Origin of the sequence: Streptomyces sp. Root1310 (assembly GCF_001426425.1) — a bacterium.
In the GTDB taxonomy this organism is placed as follows: Bacteria; Actinomycetota; Actinomycetes; order Streptomycetales; family Streptomycetaceae; genus Streptomyces.
The window spans coordinates 473,783-496,813 of record NZ_LMEQ01000023.1; the positions used below are offsets into that span (position 1 = coordinate 473,783).

A 23,031-nucleotide genomic window follows, 5' to 3' on the forward strand; every position below is an offset into this window, starting at 1 on the left:
GACGGAGAGAAGGAGCGCACGGCCGTGGACTGGTTCACCGCACCCGAGTACTGGCTGAGCCGCCTGGTCTTCCAGCGGGCCCTGGCCGGTGTCTACCTGGTCGCGTTCCTGACGGCCGCCCTCCAGTTCCGGGCGCTGCTCGGCGAACGGGGGATGCTGCCGGTGCCCCGCTTCGTCGAGCGGGTCTCCTTCCGCCGGGCGCCGAGCCTGTTCCACTGGCGCTACTCCGACCGCCTGTTCGCGGGCTGCGCCTGGACGGGCTGCGCGGTGTCGGCGGCCCTGCTCGCCGGTCTGGACGCATCGCTGCCCCTCTGGGCCGCGATGTCACTGTGGCTGGTGCCGTGGGCGCTGTATCTGTCGATCGTCAACGTGGGGCAGACCTGGTACGGGTTCGGCTGGGAGTCCCTGCTGCTGGAGACCGGCTTCCTCGCCGTGTTCCTCGGCAACGACGAGGTGGCCCCACCGGTCCTCGTGCTCTTCCTGATGCGCTGGATCCTGTTCCGGGTCGAGTTCGGCGCGGGCCTGATCAAGATGCGCGGCGACGCCTGCTGGCGGAAGCTGACGTGTCTCTACCACCACCACGAGACCCAGCCGATGCCCGGCCCGCTGAGCTGGTTCTTCCACCATCTGCCGAAACCGCTGCACCGCGTGGAGGCTGCGGCCAACCACTTCACCCAACTCGTGGTGCCGTTCCTGCTGTTCGCCCCGCAGCCGATCGCGACGGCGGCCGGCTGCCTGATGATCGCGACCCAGCTGTGGCTGGTGCTGTCGGGCAACTTCGCCTGGCTGAACTGGATCACCGTCGTCCTGGCCGTGTCCGCGCTCGAACTGCCCGCCGGCCACCGGTCGGCCCCCGCCACCCCGCTCTGGTACGAGATCGTGGTCCTCGCGGTGGCCGCGCTGCTGCTGTTCCTCAGCTACCGCCCGGTGGTCAACATGCTCTCCCGCCGCCAGGTGATGAACCGCTCCTTCGATCCGCTGCACCTGGTCAACACCTACGGCGCGTTCGGCAGCGTGAGCCGGATCCGCTACGAGGTGGTGATCGAGGGCACGCTCGACGACGTGCCGCGCGAGGGCTCCGACTGGCGGGAGTACGAGTTCAGGGGAAAGCCCGGTGATCCCCGGCACTGGCCGCGCCAGTTCGCGCCGTACCATCTGCGGCTGGACTGGATGATGTGGTTCGCGGCGCTCTCCCCCGCCTACGCCGGGGCGTGGTTCGCCGCCCTGGTGGAACGGCTGCTGGAGAACGACCGCGACACGCTGAGGCTGCTGCGCCGCTCCCCGTTCCCACCCGACGAGCCCCCGCGCCACATCCGTGCCCGCCTCTTCCGCTACCGCTGCACCACATGGCGGGAGCTGCGGGAGACGGGCGCGCACTGGCATCGCAGCTACGTGCGGGAGTACCTGCCCCCGACGCGGCTGTCGGGGTCGGCTCAGAGGTCGTAGACCCGGACGGCGGTGGTCTCGAAGATCTCGGCGTGCCCGCCCGGGTCGGTCAACCGCCGTGCGAGCCGCAGGACCTCACCGTAGGAAGCGGTGGGTGTGCACACCGGCCAGTCCGAGCCGAACATCAGCCGGGCCGGCCCGAAGGCGTCGAGCACCGTGTCCGCGTACGGGCGCAGGTCCTCGGCGGTCCAGGACGCGGGGTCGGCCTCGGTGACCATGCCGGAGAGCTTGCAGACCGTGTTGGGCAGCGCCGCGAGGGCCCGGACGTCGGACGCCCAGGGTTCCAGCGCGGCGGAGGCGATCGGCGGCTTGCCCAGGTGGTCGAGGACGAAGGTGAGTCCGGGCAGGGAGGCGGCCGCCTCGACACAGGCCGGGAGCTGGTGGGGCAGTACCACCAGGTCGTGGACGAGGCCGGCGGCGGCGAGTGCGGTGAGCCCGCGGTGCACGTCCGGGCGCAGCAGCCAGCGCGGGTCCGGCTCCCCCTGGACCTGGTGGCGGATGCCCTTGAGGTACCGGCCGCCGGGGAGTTCCCGCAGCCGGGCCAGTTCGTCGGCGATGTCCGGGCGGGTGAGGTCGGTCCAGCCGACGACACCGGCGATCAGGTCGTTCGCGGCCGCGAGGGCGAGGAACTCGGGGGTCTCCTCGGCCACGGTGACCGTCTGGACGAGGACGGTGCGGTCGACGCCGGCCGCGCGGGCCTCGGGCGCCAGGTCGTCGACGGTGAAGTCCCGCCGGAGCGGGCTGCCTTCGGCGATCCAGTCCTGGTCCCGTACCGACAGGTCCCAGACGTGGTGGTGCGCGTCGACGGTCACGGCAGCTCCCAGACGACGGCCAGGCCGGCGCCCGCTCCCTCGTCGGAGTAGTCGTGCACCACGTCGAGCAGCTCGGCCATCCGTGCCTGCCACACCACGTTGACCGGAAGCTTCTCCAGCTCGGCGAGGAGGCGCGGATAGTCCTCGCACTCCAGGACATGGAACAGATCGGTCCCGCTGCGCCAGATCGTCCAGGAGGTGGCGCCGGCGGCCCGGATGGCGTCCGTCAGTTCCCTCGGCACCTCCCGGTGCGCGGCCTCGTACGCGGCGACGCGGTCCGCACGGACCCTGGTGTGCAGGGCGACCCTCATGACGGCTCCTCGGGGGCGAGCAGTCCCGTGTCCCGCAGCTCCTGCCAGAAGGCGGCGGGCACCCGGGTCGTGAACTGTTCGGCGCAGTCCCGCACCTCGGCCGCCGAGCGGGTGCCGACCAGGACGCTCGCCACGGCCGGGTGGGCGGCGCAGAACGCCAGGGCGGCGGCCCGCAGGGTGATGCCGTGCCGGTCGGCGGTCTCCTTCATCCGCAGGGCCCGGTCCAGCAGCCCGGCCGGCGCCCGCGCGTAGTCGAAGGTGGCGCCGGGCCGGGGGTCGGCCAGCAGACCGGAGTTGAAGGCGCCCCCGACGACCACCGACACGCCACGCTCGACGGCGGCGGGCAGCAGCTCGGTCCCGGCCCGCTGGTCGAGCAGCGTGTAGCGGCCCGCGCACAGCACCACGTCGACGTCCGTGTCCCGGACGAAGCGGGTGAGCATCTCCGCCTGGTTCATCCCGGCGCCGATCGCCCCGACGACGCCCTCCGAGCGCAGCTTCTCCAGCGCCGGGTAGCCCTCCCGGAAGGCCTGTTCGGCGTGGTCGTCGGGGTCGTGCAGATAGACGACGTCCACGCGGTCGAGACCGAGTCGTTCCAGACTGGCCTCCAGGGTGCGTCGTACGCCGTCGGCGCTGAAATCCCAGACGCGACGGTGCGTGGCGGGGACGGCGAAGCCGTCGGCCAGGTCGTCGCCGCCCCGGTCCGTGGCCTCCAGACGGCGGCCCACCTTGGTCGAGACCGTGTACCGCGAGCGCGGGTGCTCGCGCAGGGCCGCGCCGAGGCGGCGTTCGGACAGGCCGAGACCGTAGTGCGGCGCCGTGTCGAAGTAGCGGATGCCCTGCTGCCAGGCGGCGGCCACCGCCTCGTACGCCTGCTCCTCGCCGACCTCGGTGAAGAGGTTGCCGATGACGGCGGCGCCGAAGGCGAGCGGAGTGACCGGGACGCCACTGCGCCCGAGCGTGTTCACCGGCCCGCCGGCCGCAGCCGCAGGCCCTGCATCCCGCCGTCGACGGCGAGGGAGGTGCCGGTGGTGGCGCCGGACAGGGGGCTCGCCAGGTAGGCGATGGCACCCGCGACCTCGTGCGCGCCGACCAGCCGTCCGCTGGGCTGGCGTGCCTCCAGGGCGGCGCGCTCGGCGGCCGGGTCGTCGGCCGCGTCGAGCAGCCGGCCGATCCACGGTGTGTCCGCCGTGCCGGGGTTGACGCAGTTGACGCGGATGCCCTCGCGTACGTGGTCGGCGGCCATGGCGAGGGTCAGCGAGTACACCGCGCCCTTGGTCGCGCTGTAGAGGGCACGCTGCGGCAGACCGGCGGTGGCGGCGATGGAGCAGGTGTTGACGATCGCCGCGTGCGAGGAGCGCCTCAGGTGGGGCAGGACGGCGCGGGCCGTGCGGACCATGCCGAGGACGTTGACGTCGAGGACCCGGTGCCATTCGGCGTCGTCGTTGTCCTCGACGGTGCCCTGGGCGCCGACACCCGCGTTGTTGACCAGGACGTCCAGCCCTCCGAGGTCGGTGACGGCGGCCGCGACCGCCGACCGCACGGAGGCGTCGTCGGTCACGTCGGCGAGATATCCGCGGAGCGGTTTCTCCACCCCCGACGGGTCCAGGTCGAGGACGGCGACCCGGGCACCGCGCTCTGCCAGGAGCTCCGCGGTCGCCCGGCCGATGCCGGAGCCGCCCCCCGTCACCAGGGCCGTCAGCCCTTCGAAGTCGCTCACGCCGCCTTCTCCTTCCGGATCACGAGGTCGGCGGCCCGGAAGTCGCCGGCGGGATACGTGCCGAATATTTATCAGACCACTTCCGCTCCACAACACCCCCCGGGTAGCTTTTTGGCGAGTTGCCTGCCCAAGTGGTCCGACCACATCGGTCGGGGATCGCGGCGCACCGGCGAGGAGGAGAGGGCCACGTGGAAGACACTCCGCGCAGCGGGACCGCCGTCCCGAAGGGCACGGTGACGCAGCGCGCCATCGAGCGGATCAAGGCGATGATCACCGACGGGTCGCTGGAACCCGGCCAGCGGCTGCCGACCGAACGCGAGCTCGCGGTCGAGCTGGGCATCTCCCGCAGCTCGATGCGCGAGGCGATCCGGGCGCTCACGGTGCTGGGGGTGCTGGAGGCACGGCACGGTTCCGGGATCTACGTCACCGCGCTGGAGGCGGGGGACCTGCTGGAGACGTTCGGGGTGGTGGCCGATCTGTCGCGGGGTCCGCGTCTGGTCGAACTGCTCCAGGTGCGCCGCGTGCTGGAGGCCACGGCCACCGCACTGGCCGCGGCCCGCATCACCCCGGAGCAGCTGGCCGTCGTGGAGGGGCATCTGGCGGCGATGAACGCGACGGACGACGCGGAGGAGATCCTCGCGCACGACCTGGAGTTCCACCGGGTGATCGCGGAGGCGGCCGGCAACGAGACGATGGCGGCGATCCTGGAGGGCCTCTCCTCACGCACCTTCCGGGCCCGTGTCTGGCGCGGCTATCAGGAGGAGGGCGCCTTCGCCCGGACCCGCCGCGAACACGCCGCGATCCACCGCGCGCTGGCCGCCCGTGACCCGGAGGCCGCCCGGGCGGCGGCGGCCGCCCACGTAGCGGAGGTGGAGGAGTGGCTCAGGGGGCAGGTGGGTCCCTGAGCCACGGCCGTATCCCGACGCGGCAGTCTCCCGACGTGGCAGCCTCTCGACGCGAGGCTCCCGGCGGGGCAGAGTTCTCCTACGTACTCACCAGTAGTGCACGCACACCGAGGGAGCTGCCTGTGACCAGCTGGGTCGGCCGGACCGCCGTCGAGATCGCCGCCGCCGTCCGCGCGAAGGAGGTCACGCCGCGTGAGGTGGTGGCCGAGCACCTCGCGCGGATCGAGCGGCTGGACGGCCGGATCGGAGCGTTCCGCACGGTGCGGGCCCGAGCCGCCCTGGCCGAGGCCGACGCGCTGGCCGCCCAGGGCGACCTGACCGGACTGCCCCTGGCCGGCGTGCCGGTGGCGGTCAAGGACAACCTCGGTGTGCGGGGCGAGTCGACCCGGGTCGGCTCGGCCGCGACGCCGGACACCCAGGCCGACGCCGACCATGTGACGGTGGCCCGGCTGCGGGCGGCCGGTGCGGTGGTCGTGGGCCTGACCAATGTGCCGGAGCTGTGCGTCTTCGGCACCACGGAGGGCGTGCACGGAACCGCCCGCAATCCCTGGGACACCTCCCGCACGGCGGGCGGTTCGTCGGGCGGCAGCGCGGCGGCGGTCGCCGCGGGCATGGTGCCGATCGCCCTCGGCAACGACGGCATGGGTTCGCTGCGCATCCCGGCCGCCAACTGCGGCCTGGTGACCATCAAGCCCGGCCACGGGGTGGTGCCGGCCGGGATCGGCGAGGGCGACTGGTTCGGGATGTCGGAGAACGGCCCGCTGGCGACGACGGTCGAGGACACCCGGCTGATGCTGTCGGTCCTCGCGGGCACCGATGTCGCGGCGGCGAGGGAACCCGGTGCGCTGAAGATCGCCGTATCCGTGCGGAGCCCGCTGGCCGGGGTCACGGTGAGCAAGCCGTGCACGGGCGCCGCACGGGACGCCGCAGGGGTGCTGGTCCGGGCCGGACACCATGTGGAACGGGCCGAGCCGCCGTATCCGCTGTCGCTGGGTGTCACCTCGCTCGCGCACTGGACGGCGGGTACGGCGGTGGACGCCGCCGGCCTCGACCCGCGGCTGCTGGCACGGCGCACCCGGGTGCACGCGGCCGTCGGCCGGCGCTTCCTGTCCGGGGTGCGGGGCGGCTCGGCACGGGAGGCGCTGCGCCGACGCCTCGAGCCGTTCTTCGCGGAGTACGACGTGCTGCTCACTCCGGCGCTGGCGCGACGCTCACCGAGGTCGGTGCCGTGGCACGAGCGGGGCTGGCTGCGCAACGTCCTGGTGAACACGAACTACTCGCCGCTGACGCCGCCGTGGAACCTGACCGGCTGGCCCGCCATGGCGGTCCCCTTCGGCACGCTGGCCTCCGGTGCGCCCACCGCGGTGCAGCTGGTGGGCCTGCCGGGGCGGGAGGGCGAACTGCTGCGGCTGGCGGAGCAGTTGGAGAGCCTTCGTCCGTGGCGGCGGACGGCTCCGCTCGACTGAGCGGAGAGAGCGGGCCCGGCGTGGGTGTGCCTGGCGCACACCCAGGCCGGGCGACCGCGAGCGGTCAGTCCACGCTGGGCAGGATGTGGGGCTCGGCGAGGTCCTCCTCGTAGCCCGCCAGGCGGATGGGGGCGGAGCGGGCCCACACGTCGAGGCTGCGGATCTCTCCGGGCCGACGGCCGGCCCGCTCCGGGCGTTCCTTGGGACGTTGCTCGCGATTCGTCTTCTCCGGTGTCACCGCGCACTCCTTATGTGTCGGGTCACCCTCGGGGCGTGCCGGCCAGTCTGCGGTCCGGCGCCTGACGCTCCCTCGGGCCTGGCTCAAGTCGGTCGAGGACGCGGTGGCGCCGGCAACTTCTTGGAGGGCGAGCCGTTGTGAAGCGGCCTGTCCCATGACGGACCGTGGGTGTGGGTGGCACTCCGTACTGCTGTCCGTCCGCTACACATTAACCAAATGAGCGGATGGCCGCTCGATAGGGCTGAAAATTTGGGGTAACCATGGCAAGTCACCCGTATGTCACCGCAGGTGAATTGAACCTTTTTGCACCCTGATGCACCTTCTGGATTCACCCGTCCGGGGGATATTGCCGGGCGTGGCGGCCCAGGGGGCCGCGCATGCGCCCGTGAACTCGTGGCTCAGTTCAAGTGCCGTTCGTCCGGTCGCAAGCAGGCCATGGTCTGCTGGCGTCCGGCAACGGCGGTCTCGCGGAAGGACTGACGCATGGAGCTGCGCAGCGTCGAGGAGCTGATGGACCTGCTGTACGCCTGCCGGGGCGTGCGGGGCACCCCGGACCGCGGGGCGCCCGGCGTCGACCTGCACGATCACGCGCTCCGGACGGCGGCACTGCTGCGCCGCGGTCGCCCCGCCGACAAGGAGCTCCAGCTCACCGGGCTCGTCCACCCCATCGGCCATCTGCTGTGCCCCACCGACGCCGGCGGCCGGCCGGAACGGGCCGCCGAGGCCGTACGCCCCCTGCTCGGTCCCCGGGTCTCCCGTCTCGTCCACCTGTACCCCTGGCGCGAGCCCACCGCCGACGACGATCTGCTCCGCCTGCGCCAGGCCGACGAGGACGGCCGGGCGGCCGGGTTCGACGCGGGTGTGCTGGAGGACTGGCGCACGGTGCTGGAACTGGTCGCGGCACGGAACTCGCGTCTCGGGGCTGTCGACTGACGGACCGTCATGAGACGGTACGCCGATGACGTCGTCGTACGGGTTGCGGGGCAGGGCCGCCGTCGTCACGGGGGCCACACGCGGGATCGGCTGGGCGGTGGCGCGGGCGCTCGCCGACGCCGGGGCGCGGGTGTGCGTGAGCGCGCGGGATCCGGAGCGGGTGCGCCGCGCGGCCGGCGAGCTGGACGGCGTCGGACTGGCCGGTGACGTCGGGGGCCCCGGGCACCCCCGGAAGCTGGCCCAACTGTGCCTGGACACCTTCGGCCGGCTGGACGTGCTGGTCAACAACGCGGCGACCAACCAGCCCTACGGACCGCTCATGGACGCCGATCCCGGCGCCTGGCGGGAGGCGTTCACGGTGAACGTCGAGGCGCCGCTGCGGCTGGTGCAGTGCGCGTGGCGGGGCTGGATGCGTGAGCACGGCGGCGTGGTCGTCAACATCTGCACGGAGGGCGCGGGCCACGTCGGACCCGGCGTCGGCGCCTACGGCACCAGCAAGGCGGCCCTCCTCCACCTCACCGAGCAGCTCGCGGGCGAACTGGGACCGGGAGTGCGGGTGAACTCCGTCTCCCCCGGCCTGGTACGCACCGAGATGGCCCGGTTCGTATGGGAGCCGGGAGAGAAGGAGTTGGCGGCGGCCCTGCCGCTGGGCCGGATCGGGGAACCGGACGACGTGGCACGAGCGGTGGTCTGGCTGTGCTCCGAAGAGGCGAAGTGGATCACCGGGGCGGACCTGCTGGTGGACGGCGGCACGAGGGTGCGCCGGGCGCACATCGCCACCTGAGAAGCGCGGGGCGCGGGCACGAGTCGCGGGCACGAGTCGCGGGTTGCGGGTTGCGCGTTGCGGGTTGCGGGGAACCGTGCGATCGGCCCCCACAGCCCATAACCCGCCACCGGCACCGGCCACCGGCCACCGGCCACCGGCCACCGGCCACCGAGCGGACCTACCACTTACCGGGCGCGTAGTCCTTCAGGAACACCCCGTACAGGTCCTCACCCTGCTCGCCGCGCACGATCGGGTCGTAGACGCGGGCCGCGCCGTCGACCAGGTCGAGCGGGGCGTGGAAACCCTCCTCGGCGAGACGCAGCTTGTCGTAGTGCGGGCGCTCGTCGGTGATCCAGCCGGTGTCGACCGAGGTCATGAGGATGCCGTCGGACTGGAACATCTCCTGGCCGCTGGTCCGCGTCACCATGTTCATCGCGGCCTTGGCGGCGTTGGTGTTCGGGTGGCCGGCGCCCTTGTAGCCGCGGCCGAAGACACCCTCCATCGCCGAGACGTTGACGACGTACGCACGGCCGCTCGTCGCCTTCCTGGCGGCGTCGGCCATGGCCGGGCGGAGCTTGCTGATCAGGATGAACGGCGCCGTGTAGTTGCACAGCTGGGTCTCGAGGAGCTCGACCGGGGAGATCTGCTCGATGGTCTGCACCCAGGTGTTGCTGTCGACGACGTCGGGGAGCAGACCGCCCGCGTCGATGGCGGTGCCGTCGAGGTGCCGGGCGATGCTGGCGTTGCCCGCGACCAGGGCGAGGTCGGCGACCTGCTGGGCGTCGATGCCGGAGACCCCGGCGGGCAGGGCGGCCAGCCCGTCGACCGCGCCGGAGCCGAAGGCGCCGATCACATGGTGGGCGGGCAGCTCACCGGCGGGCAGCGGCGCGCTCTCGCCGTCGACCAGCGCGGCGTACGCGGAGGGCAGTCGCCGTACGGTCTGCGTCGCGTTGTTGACGAGGATGTCGAGCGGGCCCGCCTCGGCGATCTGGTCGGCGAGGGCCACGGCCTGCGCCGGGTCGCGCAGGTCGATGCCGACGACCTCCAGGCGGTGCATCCAGTCCCCCGAGTCGTCCATGGCCTTGAAGCGGCGGATGGCGTCCTTGGGGAAGCGGGTCGTGATCGTCGTGTGCGCGCCGTCCCGCAGCAGCCGCAGCGCGATGTACATGCCGATCTTGGCGCGGCCGCCGGTGAGCAGGGCCCGCTTGCCGGTGAGGTCGGCGCGTACGTCGCGCTTGTCGCGGTTCAGGCGGGCGCACTCGGGACAGAGCTGGTGGTAGAAGTAGTCGACCTCGACGTACCGGGTCTTGCAGGTGTAGCAGGAGCGCGGGCGCTGGAGTATCCCGGCGATCCGGCCCTCCTCGGTGACCGAGGACGGCAGGATGCCCTCGGTCTCGTCATCGATGCGCTGGGCGGAGCCGGTCGCGGTGGCCTCGGTGACCGCCTTGTCGTGGGCGGTCTTGGCGGCCCGGCGGTCCTGGCGGCGCCGCTGCTTCACGGTGCGGTAGACGCCGGCGGTGGCCCGGCGCACGGCGATCGCGTCGGGGTGGTCGACGTCCAGCTTGTCGAGTTCGTCCAGCACGGCGAGGCAGACGGCGAGCCGCTCCGGGTCGATGCCGGGCCCGTACACGACCTCGTCCACGACCTCCTCCGTGACCCCCGTCGAGCCGTCCTCTGTCACCGTCATCGCGCTGCCGCTTCCCTGATCACCCGTGCGGCGCTCCGACCGAGTCCGCCCTCGAAGGACGAATTTTACGGAGCGCCGGGCCGCTCCTCCAAACCCGTTCCCGTCAAGAGCCGCAGGCCGTGATGAGCGTCTCCACCTCGGCGGTCAGTGCGCGGGCGAACCGGTCGAGGTCGGGGACCGCCTCGGCGTCGGCGACGAGCCCGTAGTGGATCTGGCCGCGGTAGGTGGAGACGGCGACCGCGAGGGCCTGGCCGCGGGCGAGCGGGGCGTACGGGAAGACCTCGGTCACCGGGTTCCCGCCGAGCTTCAGGCCGAAGCCGGGCAGGGGCACGCTGGTGACGAGGATGTCGAACCAGAGCCGGGCGGCGTGGCCGACCAGCGGGCCGCCGAGGCGGTGACCGAGGGCGGGGACGTGGTCGGCGAGCAGGGCGACGGCACCGGCGCCCCGGCCGGGGCCGGCATCCTTGTTGCGGTCCATGGCGGCGCGGACGGTGGCGAGGCGGCGCAGCGGGTCCGGGTCGTCCACGGGAAGCCGCATCAGGTACCCGGAGAGCCGGTTGCCCTGGGGATGGGCGGTGCGCGGGCGGCGCTTGGAGACGGGGATCAGCGCGCGCGGCACGACGCCCTCGCTGCCGTCGCCGCGTTCGTCGAGCCAGCGGCGCAGGGCTCCGGCGACGACCGCGATCAGCACGTCGTTGACGGTGCCGCCGGCGACCTTGCGGATCCGGTGCACGTCGTCGAGGTCGATGACGACTCCGGCGGTGCGGCGGGTACCGGTGGCCGAGGCGGTGAGGGCGGGGGTGGGGCGCATGCCCAGGGTGTGCACGGCGACGGAGGCGCCGATGTCGAGGGCACGGCCCACGTCGGAGACGGCTCCGCGCAGCAGGCCGGGCAGTCTGCGCACGTCGGGGAGGGCCCCGCGGGCCGGTTCGGCGGGGCGCGGGCGGGGGGCGGGCAGATCCATCGGGTCGAGGACGGCCGCGGCCAGGGTCAGGGCACGCAGTCCGTCCGCGAGGGCGTGGTGGAACTTGAAGAGCACGGCGAAGCGGCCGCCCTCGGCGTCGGGCAGGACATGGGCCTCCCAGGGCGGGCGGCCGCGCTCCAGGGGGCGTTCCATGAGCCGCCCGGCCTCGGCCTGGAAGTCGGCGGCGGGCGCGTGCAGCGTGACGTGGTGCAGGGGGTCGAAGTCGGGGTCCGGCTCCCGGGTCGCGCCGCCGAAGGAGAGCGAGCGGCGCAGATCGAACGGTTCCGAGCGGTCGAACGGCCGCCACAGGTCCCGGATCCGCATGCGCAGTCCGGGAACGGCGGCGGCCCGGGCCGCGAGGAGGTCGGCGGCGTGGGCGCCCGCGGTGGGCGACTGCGCCGTGAAGACGCCGAGCGCTCCCAGGTGCATGGGGTGCTCGGCCGACTCGAGGTTCCAGAACGCCAGGTCGAGGGGGGCCAGCAGATCATCAGCAGTCAAGGGCTTGCCTCGCGTCGGCTAAGAGTGGAGGCCATCAGTCAAGCGCGCCCGGGCGATTACGGTCAAGTACGATCAAGCTACACACAGTTAACAGCGCATTAAGTTCAGGACACCTGCTGGCCCTTACCCAGGGCAATCACGCCGCCCTTCGACACCGTGTACAGCTCCGCGTCGCGCTCCGGGTTCACGCCGATGGTCGCACCCGGGGGCACCTCCACGTTCTTGTCGAGCACCGCCCCGCGCACGACCGCACCCCGTCCGATGTGCACGTTGTCGTGCAGGATCGAGCCCTGCACGACCGCCCCCGGGTCGACCACCACACCCGGTGAGAGCACCGAGCGGGTGACCTGTCCGCGGATCAGGCAACCCGAACTGATGATCGACTCGCCGGCGATACCGCCCGCGTTGAAACGCGCGGGTGACAGCTGGCCCGAGTGGGTGTAGATGGGCCAGCTGCGGTTGTACAGGTTGAAGGCCGGGCGCTCGGCTATCAGGTCCATATGGGCGTCGTAGTACGCGTCGAGCGTGCCGACGTCCCGCCAGTAGCCCTGGTCCCGGGTGGTCTCGCCGGGCACGTGGTTGTCGTGGAAGTCGTACAGCTGGGCCTCGCCGCGCTGGGTGAGCTGGGGCAGGATCGAGCCGCCCATGTCGTGGACGGAGCTCTCGTCCTCGGCGTCGCGCTGGAGCGCCTCGATGAGCGCCTTGGTGGAGAAGATGTAGTTGCCCATCGACGCGAACACGGACTCCGGGTCGTCGACGAGCCCCGGCGGGTCGGCCGGCTTCTCCAGGAAGCGCTCGACCGTCAGCCCGTCCGAGCCCGGGGTGATCACCCCGAAGGAGGAGGACTCGGCACGCGGGACCCGGATCCCGGCCACGGTCACGCCCGCGCCGCTGTCGATGTGCTGGGTGAGCATCTGGCGCGGATCCATGCGGTACACGTGGTCGGCGCCGAACACGGCCACGTACTCGGGCCGCTCGTCGTAGATCAGGTTGAGCGACTGCAGGATGGCGTCGGCGCTGCCGAGGTACCAGCGCGGCCCGAGCCGCTGCTGGGCCGGGACCGGCGTGACGTAGTTGCCGAGCAGGCTGGACATCCGCCAGGTGGTGGTGATGTGCCGGTCCAGCGAGTGCGACTTGTACTGCGTCAGCACACAGATGCGCAGCACGTCCGCGTTGACCAGGTTGGACAGCACGAAGTCGACGAGCCGGTACGTGCCGCCGAAGGTGACCGCTGGTTTGGCGCGGTCAGCCGTGAGAGGCATCAGGCGTTTGCCCTCACCACCCGCCAGCACGATTCCGAGCACCGAAGGCCCACCACGACGCATGGCCGCTCCCCTCACCCTGGTTGAACCATGGTTGCCCCCGGCCGGGGGAACTAAGCCTGTTTGACGATCTCCTCGTACAGCCCGGCCGTCCGCCGGGCCACCGCGTCCCAGCCGAACTCCCCCACCGCGCGCGCCCGCCCGGCCTCGCCCATCCGGCGGGCGGCCGCCGGATCGCCGAGGACCGCGTCCAGCGCCCGTGCGAGGCCCGCCTCGAAATCGTCGTCCACCTCCACGAGGGTCCCGGTCACCCCGTCCTCGACGACCTCGGGGATGCCCCCGACCCGGGAGGCCACCACGGGAGTGCCGCAGGCCATCGCCTCCAGATTGACGATGCCGAGCGGTTCGTACACCGAGGGGCAGACGAACACGGCGGCGTGCGTGAGAAGTTGGATCACCTCGGGGCGCGGCAGCATCGTCGGGATCCAGTGCACACCGTCCCGGGTCCGGCTCAGCCCGGCGAAGAGGTCGCGGAACTCCTGGTCGATCTCGGGGGTGTCGGGCGCTCCCGCGCAGAGCACGACCTGCGCCGCGGGGTCGATGTCCCGGACCGCGCGCAGCAGATGGGGCACGCCCTTCTGCCGGGTGATGCGGCCGACGAACAGCACGAACGGGCGGTCCGGGTCGAGGCCGATCCGGGTGAGGGCGTCGGTGCCGTGATCGGGACGGTAGAGAACGGTGTCGATGCCGTTGTGAACGACGTGGACCCGGTCCGGGGCGAGCGTCGGATAGCAGGTGAGAATGTCCTCGCGCATCGCTCCGGAGACGGCGATCACCGCGTCTGCGGCCTCCACCGCGGTCCGCTCGGCCCAGCTCGACAGGGCGTAACCGCCGCCGAGTTGCTCGGCCTTCCAGGGCCGCAGGGGCTCCAGCGAGTGCGCGGTCACCACGTGCGGGACGCCGTACAGCTCCTTGGCGAGGTGGCCGGCGAGGTTGGCGTACCAGGTGTGGGAGTGGACGAGCTCGCGGCCTTCCAGGGCCGCCGCCATGGCGAGGTCCACGGAGAAGGTGCGCAGCGCGTCGTTGGCGCCGTCCAGCGCGGACCAGGGGCGATGCCGCTGGACGCCCTCGGTGCGGCCCTCGCCCCAGCAGTGCACGTCGAGGTCGACGAGCCGCCGCAACTCACGGGCCAGGAACTCCACATGGACGCCCGCACCGCCGTACACGTCCGGGGGATACTCCCGGGTCAGCAGTCCCACTCGCACCCCGGAACCCCCACTCTCGGCGATCGGCTCCTTTCATGGTCACCCAGACGGGGCGCGGGGGGAAGAGCGCGGGGGTCGTATGAAGCAACAGTCGCCGCAGACGCCCCCGCCGGGCACCCGGTAGTACAGGCAGCAGCTGCGGCGGCGGAAGGCGGTACCGGCCGAGGTCCCGGCGTCCGCGAGGAGCGTCCCGGTGTCCGTCAGAGGGGTCCCGGTGTCGGCGAGGAAGGTCCCGGTGTCGGCGAGAAGGGGGTGGGTGAACAGTTCCGCGGTGAGGGCACGCGCGCGTGCGGCGGCGCCCGGACGGCCGTGTGTACGGGCCCACGCCTCCAGTTGGCGGGCGGCCCCGGCCAGCGCGGATCCGGAGTTGCCCCGCAGCAGGCCCGGCGCGACCGGAACGCGGGCGCGCAGCGCGGCGGAGAGGGGTTCGAGGTGGCCGTCGAGGACCGTCGCGGCCACGGTCGCCGCGTCCCCCGGCCGGGCCCGCACCTCGGTCAGCCACAGGTCGTCCGGGGCGGCCGCGTCCGGGTCCCAGCACAGCAGCCCCGGCGCGAGGTCGGGAATGCCGCCGTACAGGACGGCACAGCCCAGTGCCACCGACCAGAGGCGGGCCGCGAGGCCCTGCTGCGCCACCGAGGCCGCGATCCGGTCCTCGGGGGCGCGCAGGGCCCGGGTCACCTTGCGGACCCGGAAGGCCAGCGGATCCCCGTGGACGTCCGGTGCCGCGCTCCCGGGGGTCTCCCGGCGGGTCGGCGCCCCGTAGGCCCGCGTGAGGGTAGGCGGTGGCACTGCCGGCGCTCCTGTGCCGTCCGGTCGGGTGCGCAGGGCGAAGAACGGGCCGAGCGGGCGCAGCGCGGCGAGATCGGGGTCGAGGTCCACGAAGTGCAGTAGTACCAAGGGCGTCGGGGGCCGTGCTCAGGGGGATCCCTGGTCCGTCACCCGCCTGAGGGAGGACAGCGGGCCTTCCGTACTCCATCGGTAGTAGGACCTATTGCGTGCTCAGGGACGACGACGGGAACAGATCGACAGGGCATCGTGTTGGTTATGAGAGCCGACCGTTCGCCGCGCCGGGCCCCGAGCCCCCGCCTCACGCAGAGGATCAGCTGATGAGCGCCCTCGCGTTGTCCGTGGTCCTGTCGCTGGTCTCCGCTGTCGCGTACGCGGCCGGGGCGATCGTCCAGGAGCAGGTCGCGCTGTCCTCGCCCGACGAGGAGTACGCCCCGCTGCGCCGTCCGGGCTGGTGGGCGGCGGTGGCGCTGAACGGTCTCGGCGGACTTCTCCACGTGGTGGCGCTCGCCTACGGTCCCCTCAGTCTGGTGCAGCCGCTCGGCGCGCTGACCATCGTGTTCGCGTTGCCCATGGCCGCGCTCTTCGTCGGTCGCAGGGCCGGGGCGACGGCCTGGCGGGGCGCGATCATGGCGACGGTCGGTCTCGCCGGTCTGCTGTCCCTGGTGGGGGCGGCCGACGCGCAGTCGCTGAGCACCCCGCAGCGGGTCAGCGTGGCCGTGATCACTGCGGCCGCGGTCGTGACGCTGATGGTGGCCGGGCGGGCCGCACACCGGCACCCGGCGGTCCGCAGCATGCTGCTGGCGACCGCGTCGGGCATCGCGTTCGGCATGTCGTCGGTGTTCACCAAGACCGTCGCGGTCGACTGGACCGGTGGTGTCTCGACGGCCGACGTCCCGTCCCTGGCCGTGATCGGCGTGCTCGCCACGGCCGGCATGCTGCTGTCGCAGGCCTCCTACCGGGGCGCGGGCCTCGCGGCCCCGCTGGCGACGCTGACGGTGGTCAACCCGGTGGTGGCGGCCGCGGTCGGCATCACGATGTTCGGCGAGACCTTCCGCTACGGCACCACGGGCACCGTGCTCGCCCTGAGCTGCGGTGTGGTGGCGGCGGGCGGACTCATCCTGCTCACGACGGAGCGCCTTCAGGGTGCTCGGCCCGAAACAGCGGCGGCTGCTCTACCGGCCGCGCGGATCCCGGCGGACGGCGGCACGGCGGAGGTCTCGGCCACAGCCCCGGAGACCGGGCAGGCCGGTGGCGCGGCGGACGGCAGCGGGTCCCCCGGGCAGCCGGGCGCGCCGCTGCCTGCGGACGTGCGATCGACGGAAGCGGCGATGGAGGACCTGCGGCTCGCCGAAGCGGCACTGGAGGAACTGCGGCTTCTGGACGCGGCGCGGCCGGCCCAGGCGCGGGAGGCCGAGCCACGGGAGGAACGGCTGGTCCTGGCACCGACCGCGGCCGACGGCGGCGAGCGCCACGAGGAGGGCCCGCCCGGCGGGGACGTGCCTCCGTCGTTCTACACCCCGCTGTACGGAGGTCTGTACATCCCGATGCCGGTCGTGGACCGGCATCGGGAGCGCGTCAAATCCTGACGCCGCCGGCCCGGAGATACGCCACCGGGTCGACGTCCGTCCCGAAACCGGGCCCGGTCCGCACCTCGAAGTGCAGATGCGGGCCCGTGCTGTTGCCGGTGGAGCCGGACCGGCCGATGCGCTGTCCATCGCCCACCGACTGCCCGTCCCGTACGGAGATCGCCGACAGGTGGGCGTACTGCGAGTAGCGGCCGTCGCCGTGCCGGATGACCACCTGGTAACCGAAGGAACCGGCCCAGCCCGCGCTCACCACCTCGCCCGCCTTGACCGCCTTCACCGTGGTGCCGGTGGGCACGGGGAAGTCGACGCCGGTGTGGTAGCCCTTCGACCAGGACGAACCCGTGGCGTGGTACGGCGTTCCGGTGGAGGCGCTGACGGGCGACACGAGGGAATGGCCGGTCGTGGCCTTGCCGTCGGTGTCCTTCGTCCTGGTGCTCTTGGCCGGTTTGCTCTCCTTGGCGCCCGAGGAGGTCTTCGGCTTGTCCGTCCGGGGCTTGGTGGCGCCCGGGGCCTTGGTCCCGGCGCTCGCCCGGCCCTCCAGGCTGAGCCGCTGTCCCGGCAGGATCAGGTCGGGGTCGCCGCCGATGGTCGTCCGGTTGGCCGCGTAGAGCCCCCGCCAGCCGCCCTTGACCTCCTCGGTGTCCGCGATGGCGGAGAGGGTGTCGCCGCGGACCACGGTGTACATCTCCGCGGTGCCCGCGCGGGACTGGGGTGTGCTCTGCGGCCGTACGTCGTCCAGGGACGTCTTCGCCGTCCTGGGAGCCGCCTTGGACGACTGCGACGACGACCGGGACGACGACTGCTGGGAGCTCTTCGTCGTGGTGCCGTTCGGGTGGATGTCGGGGGTGTCGCCGCCCCGGCTCAGTCCGGCCCGCACCGAGCAGACGGGCCAGGCGCCGGGCCCCTGCCCGTCCAGCACCTTCTCGGCCACGGCGATCTGCTGGTCCTTGGTGGCCAGATCCGCACGGGGCGCGTACCGCGTACCGCCGTACGCCTCCCAGGTGGACTGGGTGAACTGGAGTCCGCCGTAGTAGCCGTTGCCGGTGTTGATGTTCCAGTCGTTGGTCGACTCGCACGCGGCGACCTTGTTCCAGGTGTCCACGTCGGCCGCGTGAGCTGCGCCGGTGCCGATCAGCGGCAGCGCCATACCGGCACCGCCCGCCGTGACGGTGAGCGAGGCCCGGTTGATCCTGTTCGGCTGATATCGGCGGTGCCGACCGCGTACGGCCATGGAGATCCCCCTCGACATGCGTCAGGAGGGGCAAAACTAAGGGCGGCGAACTGGCCATGACAAGGCGACAACCGGCCGCTCCGACGCGCGGGCGAACGCCGGACGCCCCGGGCGGGAATCCGGCCGCGGAACCCGTCAAGATGGTCCCAGGACGACACTGACCGAATGCACGGGCACACCCCTGGAGGAGCCAACCGTATGAGCACTTCAGCTCAGATCGGCGTCACGGGACTCGCGGTCATGGGCCGCAATCTCGCCCGCAACTTCGCACGCAACGGCTACACGGTCGCGCTGCACAACCGCACGGCGGCACGGACCCACGCCCTGGTCGAGGAGTTCGGCCACGAGGGCGAGTTCATCGCCACCGAGACCGCCAAGGAGTTCGTGGCGGCACTGGAGCGGCCCCGCCGCCTGGTGATCATGGTGAAGGCCGGTGAGCCGACCGACGCGGTGATCCAAGAGTTCGCCCCGCTGCTCGAACCGGGCGACATGATCATCGACGGGGGCAACGCGCACTTCGCCGACACCCGCCGCCGCGAGCGCGAACTGCGCGAGCAGGACATCCACTTCGTCGGCACGGGCATCTCCGGTGGCGAGGAGGGGGCGCTGCACGGCCCGAGCATCATGCCGGGCGGCTCGCCGGAGTCGTACGAGTCGCTGGGCCCGATGCTGGAGAAGATCTCGGCGAAGGCGTCGGACGGAGCGCCCTGCGTCACGCACATCGGCCCGGACGGCGCCGGACACTTCGTGAAGATGGTCCACAACGGCATCGAGTACGCCGACATGCAACTGATCGGCGAGGCCTACCAGTTGCTGCGCGATGTCGCCGGGTACGAGCCCGCGCAGATCGCGGACATCTTCCGCACCTGGAACACCGGCCGCCTCGACTCCTACCTGATCGAGATCACCGCCGAGGTGCTGTCCCATGTGGACACGGCTACGGGCCGGCCCTTCGTGGACGTGGTGGTCGACCAGGCGGAACAGAAGGGCACCGGCCGCTGGACGGTCCAGATCGCGCTCGACCTGGGCGTTCCGGTGTCGGGTATCGCGGAGGCCGTCTTCGCACGGTCGCTGTCGGGGCACGCGAAGCTGCGCGAGGCCTCGCGCGGACTGGCCGGGCCGACGGCGTCCGCGCTGGACAAGGCGGAGGCCCAGGCCTTCGCCGACCGGGTGGAGCAGGCGCTGTACGCCTCGAAGATCGTGTCGTACACGCAGGGCTTCCACGAGATCGCCGCGGGCAGCGAGGAGTACGGCTGGGACATCGATCTCGGCGCCGTCTCCTCGATCTGGCGCGGTGGCTGCATCATCCGCGCGGCCTTCCTCGACCGGATCCGCGCCGCGTACGACAACCGCGCAGATCTGCCGAGCCTGCTGTCCGACGAGACCTTCGCCTCGGAGATCGCGGCGGCCCAGGACCCGTGGCGCGAGGTGCTGGTGTCCGCGACGCTTCAGGGCGTCCCCACGCCCGGGTTCGCGGCGGCGCTCGCGTACTACGACGCGTTGCGCGCGGAGCGGCTGCCGGCGGCGCTCACGCAGGGACAGCGGGACTTCTTCGGGGCCCACACCTACCGCAGGGTGGACCGCGAGGGAGCATTCCACACCCTCTGGGGCGGCGACCGGTCGGAGACGGAGGCGTAGTCCTCGTCGAGGGGCAGCGCGGCGGGCGGCGGTCTCCCGTCGCCCACCGCGCTTCCGTCAGGTGAGGGGCGGGCCGGGCTCCGGGCTCGGGACCGGTTCCGGACCCGGCGGGACCGGGGACGGCGAGGGACCCGGGGGCGGACCGGGCCGCGGCGGCGGCGTCGGGTCCGGACCCGGCGGCGGCTCGGGAACGGGCACCGGGCTCGGGAACGGCTCCGGAGGGCCCGGAACCGGCCCCGGCGGCGGTCCGGGCTGGACGGGATCGGGCTGGACGGGGTCGGGGTGGACGGGGTCGGCGTACGGGTTCGTCATGGTGTCCTCCGGCCGGTTGCGAGTCCTGGCTCCGGACTCATCCCCCGCGTACCCGGGGCGGCCACGGCCACTCACCCGGGTGGGCCCGACCGGCCGGCCCCCGTCGACGACGCGCCGCGGGCACGTCGCCCGGATCAGAAACGGCCCGGGTGCGCACGCAGCCAGTCCTTCGCGGCGCGCAGCAGCTCGGGGTCGGCGGCCGGAGCCTCGTCGGGGTGCCGCTCGGCCCACTTCACGACGTACGGGCAGAGCGGCGCCACGGGGATGCCCTCGCGCTCGGAGGTGGCGTACAGCTCCCGGGCCAGCGACCCGGCGATCCCCTTGCCCTCGTGGGCCGGCTTGACGACGGTGTGCACCGGCACCAGGGCGGGCGCGGGCGACTCCAGGACGAAGTACTCGATGCGGCCCACGACTTCACCGCCGTCGCCGAGGGCCTCCAGGCGGCCCGCCGCCCGGTCGTCGCGGATCTCGATGTCGCTCATGGGCACTCCCGGTGCGGTGCGATACGTGCGCTGGCTGCTGCGGTCAGACCGACACCGCTTGCGGGCTGCGCTCCTGGTCGGAGCCCGGTACCGGCTCCGACGGGTCCGCTCCGAGGGCCACGATCCGGTTGTCGCGGTCCACGTGCACGACCCGCGGCTCCAGGACCCGCGCCTCGGCGTCGGTCACCTGAGCGTAACTGATGATGATCACCAGATCACCGGGGTGCACGAGATGGGCGGCGGCCCCGTTGATCCCGACCACACCCGAGCCGCGCTCGCCCTCGATGACGTACGTCTCGAGCCGCGCCCCGTTGGTGATGTCGACGATGTGGACGAGCTCCCCCGGCAGCAGGTCGGCAGCGTCCAGCAGATCGGCGTCGATGGTCACCGATCCCACGTAGTGCAGGTCGGCCTGGGTGACGGTGGCGCGGTGGATCTTGGACTTGAACATGGTGCGCAGCATGAAAAAGCTCCCGGATTGTCTGCTCCCTGCCTGCTACTGCAGGTCAAGGGCGGTCTTCGGAGGCTACATCGTTTCGCATGTCCGGTCAGCTGTCGCCAGGTGTTCGAGGAGTCACACCGACCCGTTGCCGACTTTTCCGATGCCGCGCGAGAATTCGCGTGATCTCATGGTCCGGCAGTCCTCATGCGAGCCATGCGGACTCCTTGTGACGCAGGCGGGCGGAGACGTCCGAGCCGCCCGCGGCAGCGGACGTGCCCGGGGTGCCGGGTGCGGCCGAGTGCCCCAGGTGCCGGTGCACGAAGTGGATGGCCATCGCGCCCTCACCGGCCGCCGAGGCCACCCGCTTCACCGAGCCGCTGCGGACGTCCCCCACCGCGAAGACCCCGGGCAGGCTGGTCTCCAGGGTCATGCACGAGCGCCCGCGGCCGTGCCATACCTCGGGGTGGGCGCAGGCTTCCCGGGCCTCCGGGCCGGTGAGGACGAAGCCGCGGGAGTCGAGGGCGATGATGCCGGCGAGCCACTCGGTGTGGGGGTCGGCGCCGGTGAAGACGAACAGGCCCCGTACCGCGAGCCGGCGGCGCCCGCCCGTGCGGTTGTCGACCACGTCGAGCTCCTCCAGCACCTCCTGGCCGATGACCTCGGTGACCTCGGTGTGCAGCATGACCTCCACCCCCGGATGGCGTTCGACCTGGTCGACGAGGTAGCGGGACATGTGGGCCTCGAGGCTGGGTCCTCGGACCAGCAGGTGCACCTTCGGCGCGTACCCGGCGAGGAACAGCACCGCCTGACCCGCCGAGTTGCCTCCGCCGACGACTGCCACCGGATCGGTGCGGCACTGCTGGGCCTCGTAGACGGTCGCCGAGTAGTGGACGCTCGTTCCCTCCAGGCGTTCGATACCGGGCACCTGGAGCCGGCGGTAGCGGGCACCCGTGGCCAGGACGACGGCGCGGGCGGCGATCTCGCTGCCGTCGGCGAACGCCACCACATGGTGGTCCTCGTCCTTGGGCTGGAGACCGGTCGCCTCCACCGGGATGCTGATCCCGGCGCCGAACTTGCCGGCCTGGAGCACGGCGCGTTCGGTCAGTTCGGCGCCGGAGATGCCGGCGGGGAAGCCGAGCAGATTCTCGATGCGGGACGACGTGCCGGCCTGGCCGCCGGAGGCCATCGCCTCCACCACGGTGGTGCTCAGGCCCTCGGAGGCGGCGTACACCGCGGCAGCGAGGCCGGCGGGTCCGGAGCCGACGATGAGGAGGTCGCCCTGACGGTTTCCGGCGGGCAGTGCCGGCAGGCCGATGAGCCGGGCCAGTTCCGCGTTGCTGGGATTGCGCAACAGGGTGGTGTCCCGCCAGATGACGAGCGGTGTCTCCTCCGGGCCGACGCCGAAGCGGCGCAGCAGGTCCTCGGCCTCCTCGTCGGTCTCCAGGTCGATCCAGCGGTGCGGCAGCCGGTTGCGGACGGCGAACTCGCGCAGCCGCCTGGTGTCGGGCGAGTAGCGCGAGCCGATGATGCGGAAGCCGGCGCCCTGTCCGACGAGCAGCGCGCGACGGCCCAGACAGGCGCGCAGCACGACGTCCCCGAGGGCGGAGTCCTGGGACACCAGGTGGCGCAACTGGTCCAAGGAGACGACGAGGACCTCGCCCGGCTCCCTGGCGACAGCGGTGTAGAAGGCCACCTGTCCGTGCAGCAGCCCGAGTTCGCCGATGAAGCGACCGGGGCCGTGCACGCGCAGCACGTGCTCCTCGGGAGTGCCGTAGTCCTCGACGACGGCGACGGTACCGCTGAGGACGACGAAGAACGTCTCGCAGCGCTCCCCCTCCTTGATCAGCACGTCGTTCGAAGCCATGCTCCGGCGTTGCCCGTGCTCCGCCAGACGTGCCGTCTGCTCCTCCGTGAGGCGCGGATACGCGCCGTAGACGTCCGGGGTCTCCCGGAAGAAGGCTTCGTCCGCTTCCTTGGGCACCGGTCCTTCGCCCGGCGGCGACTGGTCGCCGGACATCAGACGAACGCCTCGTGCACGTAGCACCAGCGCCAGTCCTCGCCGGGCTGGAACGACTGCACGATCGGATGGGCGTCGGCAGCTGCGTGCCTACGCGCGTGCTTGTTCGGCGAGGAGTCACAGCAGCCGACGTGCCCGCAGGTCAGGCAGAGCCTCAGGTGGACCCACGGGGAGCCGAGCAGCAGACACTCCTGACACCCTTGCGGGGTCAGCGGCCGGACCGGCCGGACAAGCGCGAGGTGGGGGTCTGCGTGCAGGGTCATC

The 23,031-nt window shown here is 72.4% G+C and carries 22 protein-coding genes; 7 read left to right on the forward strand and 15 right to left on the reverse strand.

Features of this window, described 5'->3' with window-relative positions; all coding sequences use genetic code 11:
• Nucleotides 1-24 precede the first annotated feature (24 nt).
• The gene (locus tag ASD48_RS26225; RefSeq protein ID WP_057604365.1) at nucleotides 25-1,446 is read left to right on the forward strand and encodes a lipase maturation factor family protein; all 1,422 of its coding nucleotides are present in this window, start codon (nucleotides 25-27) and stop codon (nucleotides 1,444-1,446) included.
• Here ASD48_RS26225 and ASD48_RS26230 read toward each other — a convergent pair.
• The 4 genes from ASD48_RS26230 to ASD48_RS26245 are packed head-to-tail and all read right to left on the reverse strand — an operon-like array spanning nucleotide 1,434 to nucleotide 4,286.
• Nucleotides 1,434-2,258 (reverse strand): amidohydrolase family protein, encoded by an 825-nt coding sequence (locus ASD48_RS26230; RefSeq protein WP_057604163.1) that lies wholly within the window; start codon nucleotides 2,256-2,258, stop codon nucleotides 1,434-1,436. The genes ASD48_RS26225 and ASD48_RS26230 overlap by 13 nt on opposite strands.
• On the reverse strand, nucleotides 2,255-2,569 hold the full coding sequence (locus ASD48_RS26235; protein WP_057604164.1) for an L-rhamnose mutarotase: 315 nt from the start codon (nucleotides 2,567-2,569) through the stop codon (nucleotides 2,255-2,257). The genes ASD48_RS26230 and ASD48_RS26235 overlap by 4 nt, the downstream gene beginning before the upstream one ends.
• Nucleotides 2,566-3,534: an aldo/keto reductase gene (locus tag ASD48_RS26240; protein WP_057604165.1), complete on the reverse strand. Its 969-nt coding sequence runs from the start codon at nucleotides 3,532-3,534 to the stop codon at nucleotides 2,566-2,568. The genes ASD48_RS26235 and ASD48_RS26240 overlap by 4 nt, the downstream gene beginning before the upstream one ends.
• Nucleotides 3,531-4,286, reverse strand: a complete 756-nt coding sequence (locus ASD48_RS26245) for an SDR family oxidoreductase (RefSeq protein ID WP_057604166.1) — start codon at nucleotides 4,284-4,286, stop codon at nucleotides 3,531-3,533. The genes ASD48_RS26240 and ASD48_RS26245 overlap by 4 nt, the downstream gene beginning before the upstream one ends.
• A 188-nt stretch (nucleotides 4,287-4,474) precedes the next feature.
• Between ASD48_RS26245 and ASD48_RS26250 the strand changes: the two genes are divergently transcribed.
• Both ASD48_RS26250 and ASD48_RS26255 read left to right on the forward strand, forming a co-directional pair.
• Nucleotides 4,475-5,191 (forward strand): FCD domain-containing protein, encoded by a 717-nt coding sequence (locus ASD48_RS26250; RefSeq protein ID WP_057604167.1) that lies wholly within the window; start codon nucleotides 4,475-4,477, stop codon nucleotides 5,189-5,191.
• Nucleotides 5,192-5,313: 122 nt separating this feature from the next.
• The gene (locus tag ASD48_RS26255; protein WP_057604168.1) at nucleotides 5,314-6,657 is read left to right on the forward strand and encodes an amidase; all 1,344 of its coding nucleotides are present in this window, start codon (nucleotides 5,314-5,316) and stop codon (nucleotides 6,655-6,657) included.
• Nucleotides 6,658-6,721: 64 nt separating this feature from the next.
• On the opposite strand, the gene ASD48_RS43675 is transcribed toward ASD48_RS26255, so the two are convergent.
• Nucleotides 6,722-6,895 (reverse strand): hypothetical protein, encoded by a 174-nt coding sequence (locus ASD48_RS43675; protein ID WP_107104397.1) that lies wholly within the window; start codon nucleotides 6,893-6,895, stop codon nucleotides 6,722-6,724.
• Nucleotides 6,896-7,378: 483 nt separating this feature from the next.
• Here ASD48_RS43675 and ASD48_RS26260 point away from each other — a divergent pair, with 483 nt between their 5' ends.
• A complete protein-coding gene (locus ASD48_RS26260) occupies nucleotides 7,379-7,828 on the forward strand; it encodes a hypothetical protein (RefSeq protein WP_057604169.1) in 450 nt (149 codons plus the stop codon).
• Nucleotides 7,829-7,853: 25 nt separating this feature from the next.
• Nucleotides 7,854-8,612, forward strand: a complete 759-nt coding sequence (locus tag ASD48_RS26265) for an SDR family oxidoreductase (RefSeq protein WP_057604170.1) — start codon at nucleotides 7,854-7,856, stop codon at nucleotides 8,610-8,612.
• A gap of 160 nt (nucleotides 8,613-8,772) precedes the next feature.
• On the opposite strand, the gene ASD48_RS26270 is transcribed toward ASD48_RS26265, so the two are convergent.
• From ASD48_RS26270 to ASD48_RS26290, 5 genes are all read right to left on the reverse strand, one after another.
• Complete coding sequence (locus tag ASD48_RS26270; protein WP_057604171.1) at nucleotides 8,773-10,281, reverse strand: SDR family NAD(P)-dependent oxidoreductase; 1,509 nt, start codon at nucleotides 10,279-10,281, stop codon at nucleotides 8,773-8,775.
• 103 nt (nucleotides 10,282-10,384) lie between these two features.
• Nucleotides 10,385-11,743, reverse strand: a complete 1,359-nt coding sequence (locus ASD48_RS26275) for a wax ester/triacylglycerol synthase family O-acyltransferase (protein WP_057604172.1) — start codon at nucleotides 11,741-11,743, stop codon at nucleotides 10,385-10,387.
• Nucleotides 11,744-11,847: 104 nt separating this feature from the next.
• Nucleotides 11,848-13,068 carry a glucose-1-phosphate adenylyltransferase gene (glgC, locus tag ASD48_RS26280; protein ID WP_057604173.1) on the reverse strand — a complete coding sequence of 407 codons (1,221 nt, stop codon included), beginning with the start codon at nucleotides 13,066-13,068 and terminating at the stop codon, nucleotides 11,848-11,850.
• A 50-nt stretch (nucleotides 13,069-13,118) separates the two neighbouring features.
• Nucleotides 13,119-14,270 (reverse strand): glycogen synthase, encoded by a 1,152-nt coding sequence (glgA, locus tag ASD48_RS26285; RefSeq protein WP_057604174.1) that lies wholly within the window; start codon nucleotides 14,268-14,270, stop codon nucleotides 13,119-13,121.
• Nucleotides 14,271-14,309: 39 nt separating this feature from the next.
• Nucleotides 14,310-15,149: a (2Fe-2S)-binding protein gene (locus tag ASD48_RS26290; protein ID WP_057604366.1), complete on the reverse strand. Its 840-nt coding sequence runs from the start codon at nucleotides 15,147-15,149 to the stop codon at nucleotides 14,310-14,312.
• Nucleotides 15,150-15,376: 227 nt separating this feature from the next.
• On the opposite strand from ASD48_RS26290, the gene ASD48_RS26295 reads away from it, so the two are divergent.
• Nucleotides 15,377-16,645 (forward strand): DMT family transporter, encoded by a 1,269-nt coding sequence (locus tag ASD48_RS26295; protein WP_057604175.1) that lies wholly within the window; start codon nucleotides 15,377-15,379, stop codon nucleotides 16,643-16,645.
• Here ASD48_RS26295 and ASD48_RS26300 read toward each other — a convergent pair.
• Nucleotides 16,635-17,876, reverse strand: a complete 1,242-nt coding sequence (locus ASD48_RS26300; RefSeq protein WP_057604176.1) for a transglycosylase family protein — start codon at nucleotides 17,874-17,876, stop codon at nucleotides 16,635-16,637. The genes ASD48_RS26295 and ASD48_RS26300 overlap by 11 nt on opposite strands.
• Nucleotides 17,877-18,074: 198 nt before the next feature.
• Here ASD48_RS26300 and gndA point away from each other — a divergent pair, with 198 nt between their 5' ends.
• Nucleotides 18,075-19,514, forward strand: a complete 1,440-nt coding sequence (gndA, locus tag ASD48_RS26305) for an NADP-dependent phosphogluconate dehydrogenase (RefSeq protein WP_057604177.1) — start codon at nucleotides 18,075-18,077, stop codon at nucleotides 19,512-19,514.
• A gap of 446 nt (nucleotides 19,515-19,960) precedes the next feature.
• On the opposite strand, the gene ASD48_RS26310 is transcribed toward gndA, so the two are convergent.
• The 4 genes from ASD48_RS26310 to ASD48_RS26325 form a co-directional block, all read right to left on the reverse strand.
• Complete coding sequence (locus tag ASD48_RS26310) at nucleotides 19,961-20,308, reverse strand: GNAT family N-acetyltransferase (protein ID WP_057604178.1); 348 nt, start codon at nucleotides 20,306-20,308, stop codon at nucleotides 19,961-19,963.
• Between the two features lie 43 nt (nucleotides 20,309-20,351).
• On the reverse strand, nucleotides 20,352-20,771 hold the full coding sequence (panD, locus tag ASD48_RS26315) for an aspartate 1-decarboxylase (RefSeq protein ID WP_057604179.1): 420 nt from the start codon (nucleotides 20,769-20,771) through the stop codon (nucleotides 20,352-20,354).
• 181 nt (nucleotides 20,772-20,952) lie between these two features.
• Entirely contained in the window at nucleotides 20,953-22,767 is a 1,815-nt protein-coding gene (locus ASD48_RS26320; RefSeq protein WP_057604180.1) for an FAD-dependent oxidoreductase, read from the reverse strand.
• Nucleotides 22,767-23,030, reverse strand: a complete 264-nt coding sequence (locus tag ASD48_RS26325; RefSeq protein ID WP_057604367.1) for a UBP-type zinc finger domain-containing protein — start codon at nucleotides 23,028-23,030, stop codon at nucleotides 22,767-22,769. Before ASD48_RS26325 ends, ASD48_RS26320 begins: the two co-directional genes overlap by 1 nt.
• Nucleotide 23,031: the final 1 nt, after the last annotated feature.

Excerpts from the sequence above, each read along its gene's own strand:
- ASD48_RS26235 (WP_057604164.1), bottom strand. The coding sequence starts at position 2,569 with ATGAGGGTCGCCCTGCACACCAGGGTCCGTGCGGACCGCGTCGCCGCG.
- ASD48_RS26260 (WP_057604169.1), top strand. The coding sequence starts at position 7,379 with ATGGAGCTGCGCAGCGTCGAGGAGCTGATGGACCTGCTGTACGCCTGC.
- ASD48_RS26265 (WP_057604170.1), top strand. The coding sequence starts at position 7,854 with ATGACGTCGTCGTACGGGTTGCGGGGCAGGGCCGCCGTCGTCACGGGG.
- ASD48_RS26270 (WP_057604171.1), bottom strand. The coding sequence starts at position 10,281 with ATGACGGTGACAGAGGACGGCTCGACGGGGGTCACGGAGGAGGTCGTG.
- glgC (WP_057604173.1), bottom strand. The coding sequence starts at position 13,068 with ATGCGTCGTGGTGGGCCTTCGGTGCTCGGAATCGTGCTGGCGGGTGGT.
- ASD48_RS26295 (WP_057604175.1), top strand. The coding sequence starts at position 15,377 with ATGAGCGCCCTCGCGTTGTCCGTGGTCCTGTCGCTGGTCTCCGCTGTC.
- ASD48_RS26300 (WP_057604176.1), bottom strand. The coding sequence starts at position 17,876 with ATGGCCGTACGCGGTCGGCACCGCCGATATCAGCCGAACAGGATCAAC.
- gndA (WP_057604177.1), top strand. The coding sequence starts at position 18,075 with ATGAGCACTTCAGCTCAGATCGGCGTCACGGGACTCGCGGTCATGGGC.
- ASD48_RS26310 (WP_057604178.1), bottom strand. The coding sequence starts at position 20,308 with ATGAGCGACATCGAGATCCGCGACGACCGGGCGGCGGGCCGCCTGGAG.
- panD (WP_057604179.1), bottom strand. The coding sequence starts at position 20,771 with ATGCTGCGCACCATGTTCAAGTCCAAGATCCACCGCGCCACCGTCACC.
- ASD48_RS26320 (WP_057604180.1), bottom strand. The coding sequence starts at position 22,767 with ATGTCCGGCGACCAGTCGCCGCCGGGCGAAGGACCGGTGCCCAAGGAA.
- ASD48_RS26325 (WP_057604367.1), bottom strand. The coding sequence starts at position 23,030 with ATGACCCTGCACGCAGACCCCCACCTCGCGCTTGTCCGGCCGGTCCGG.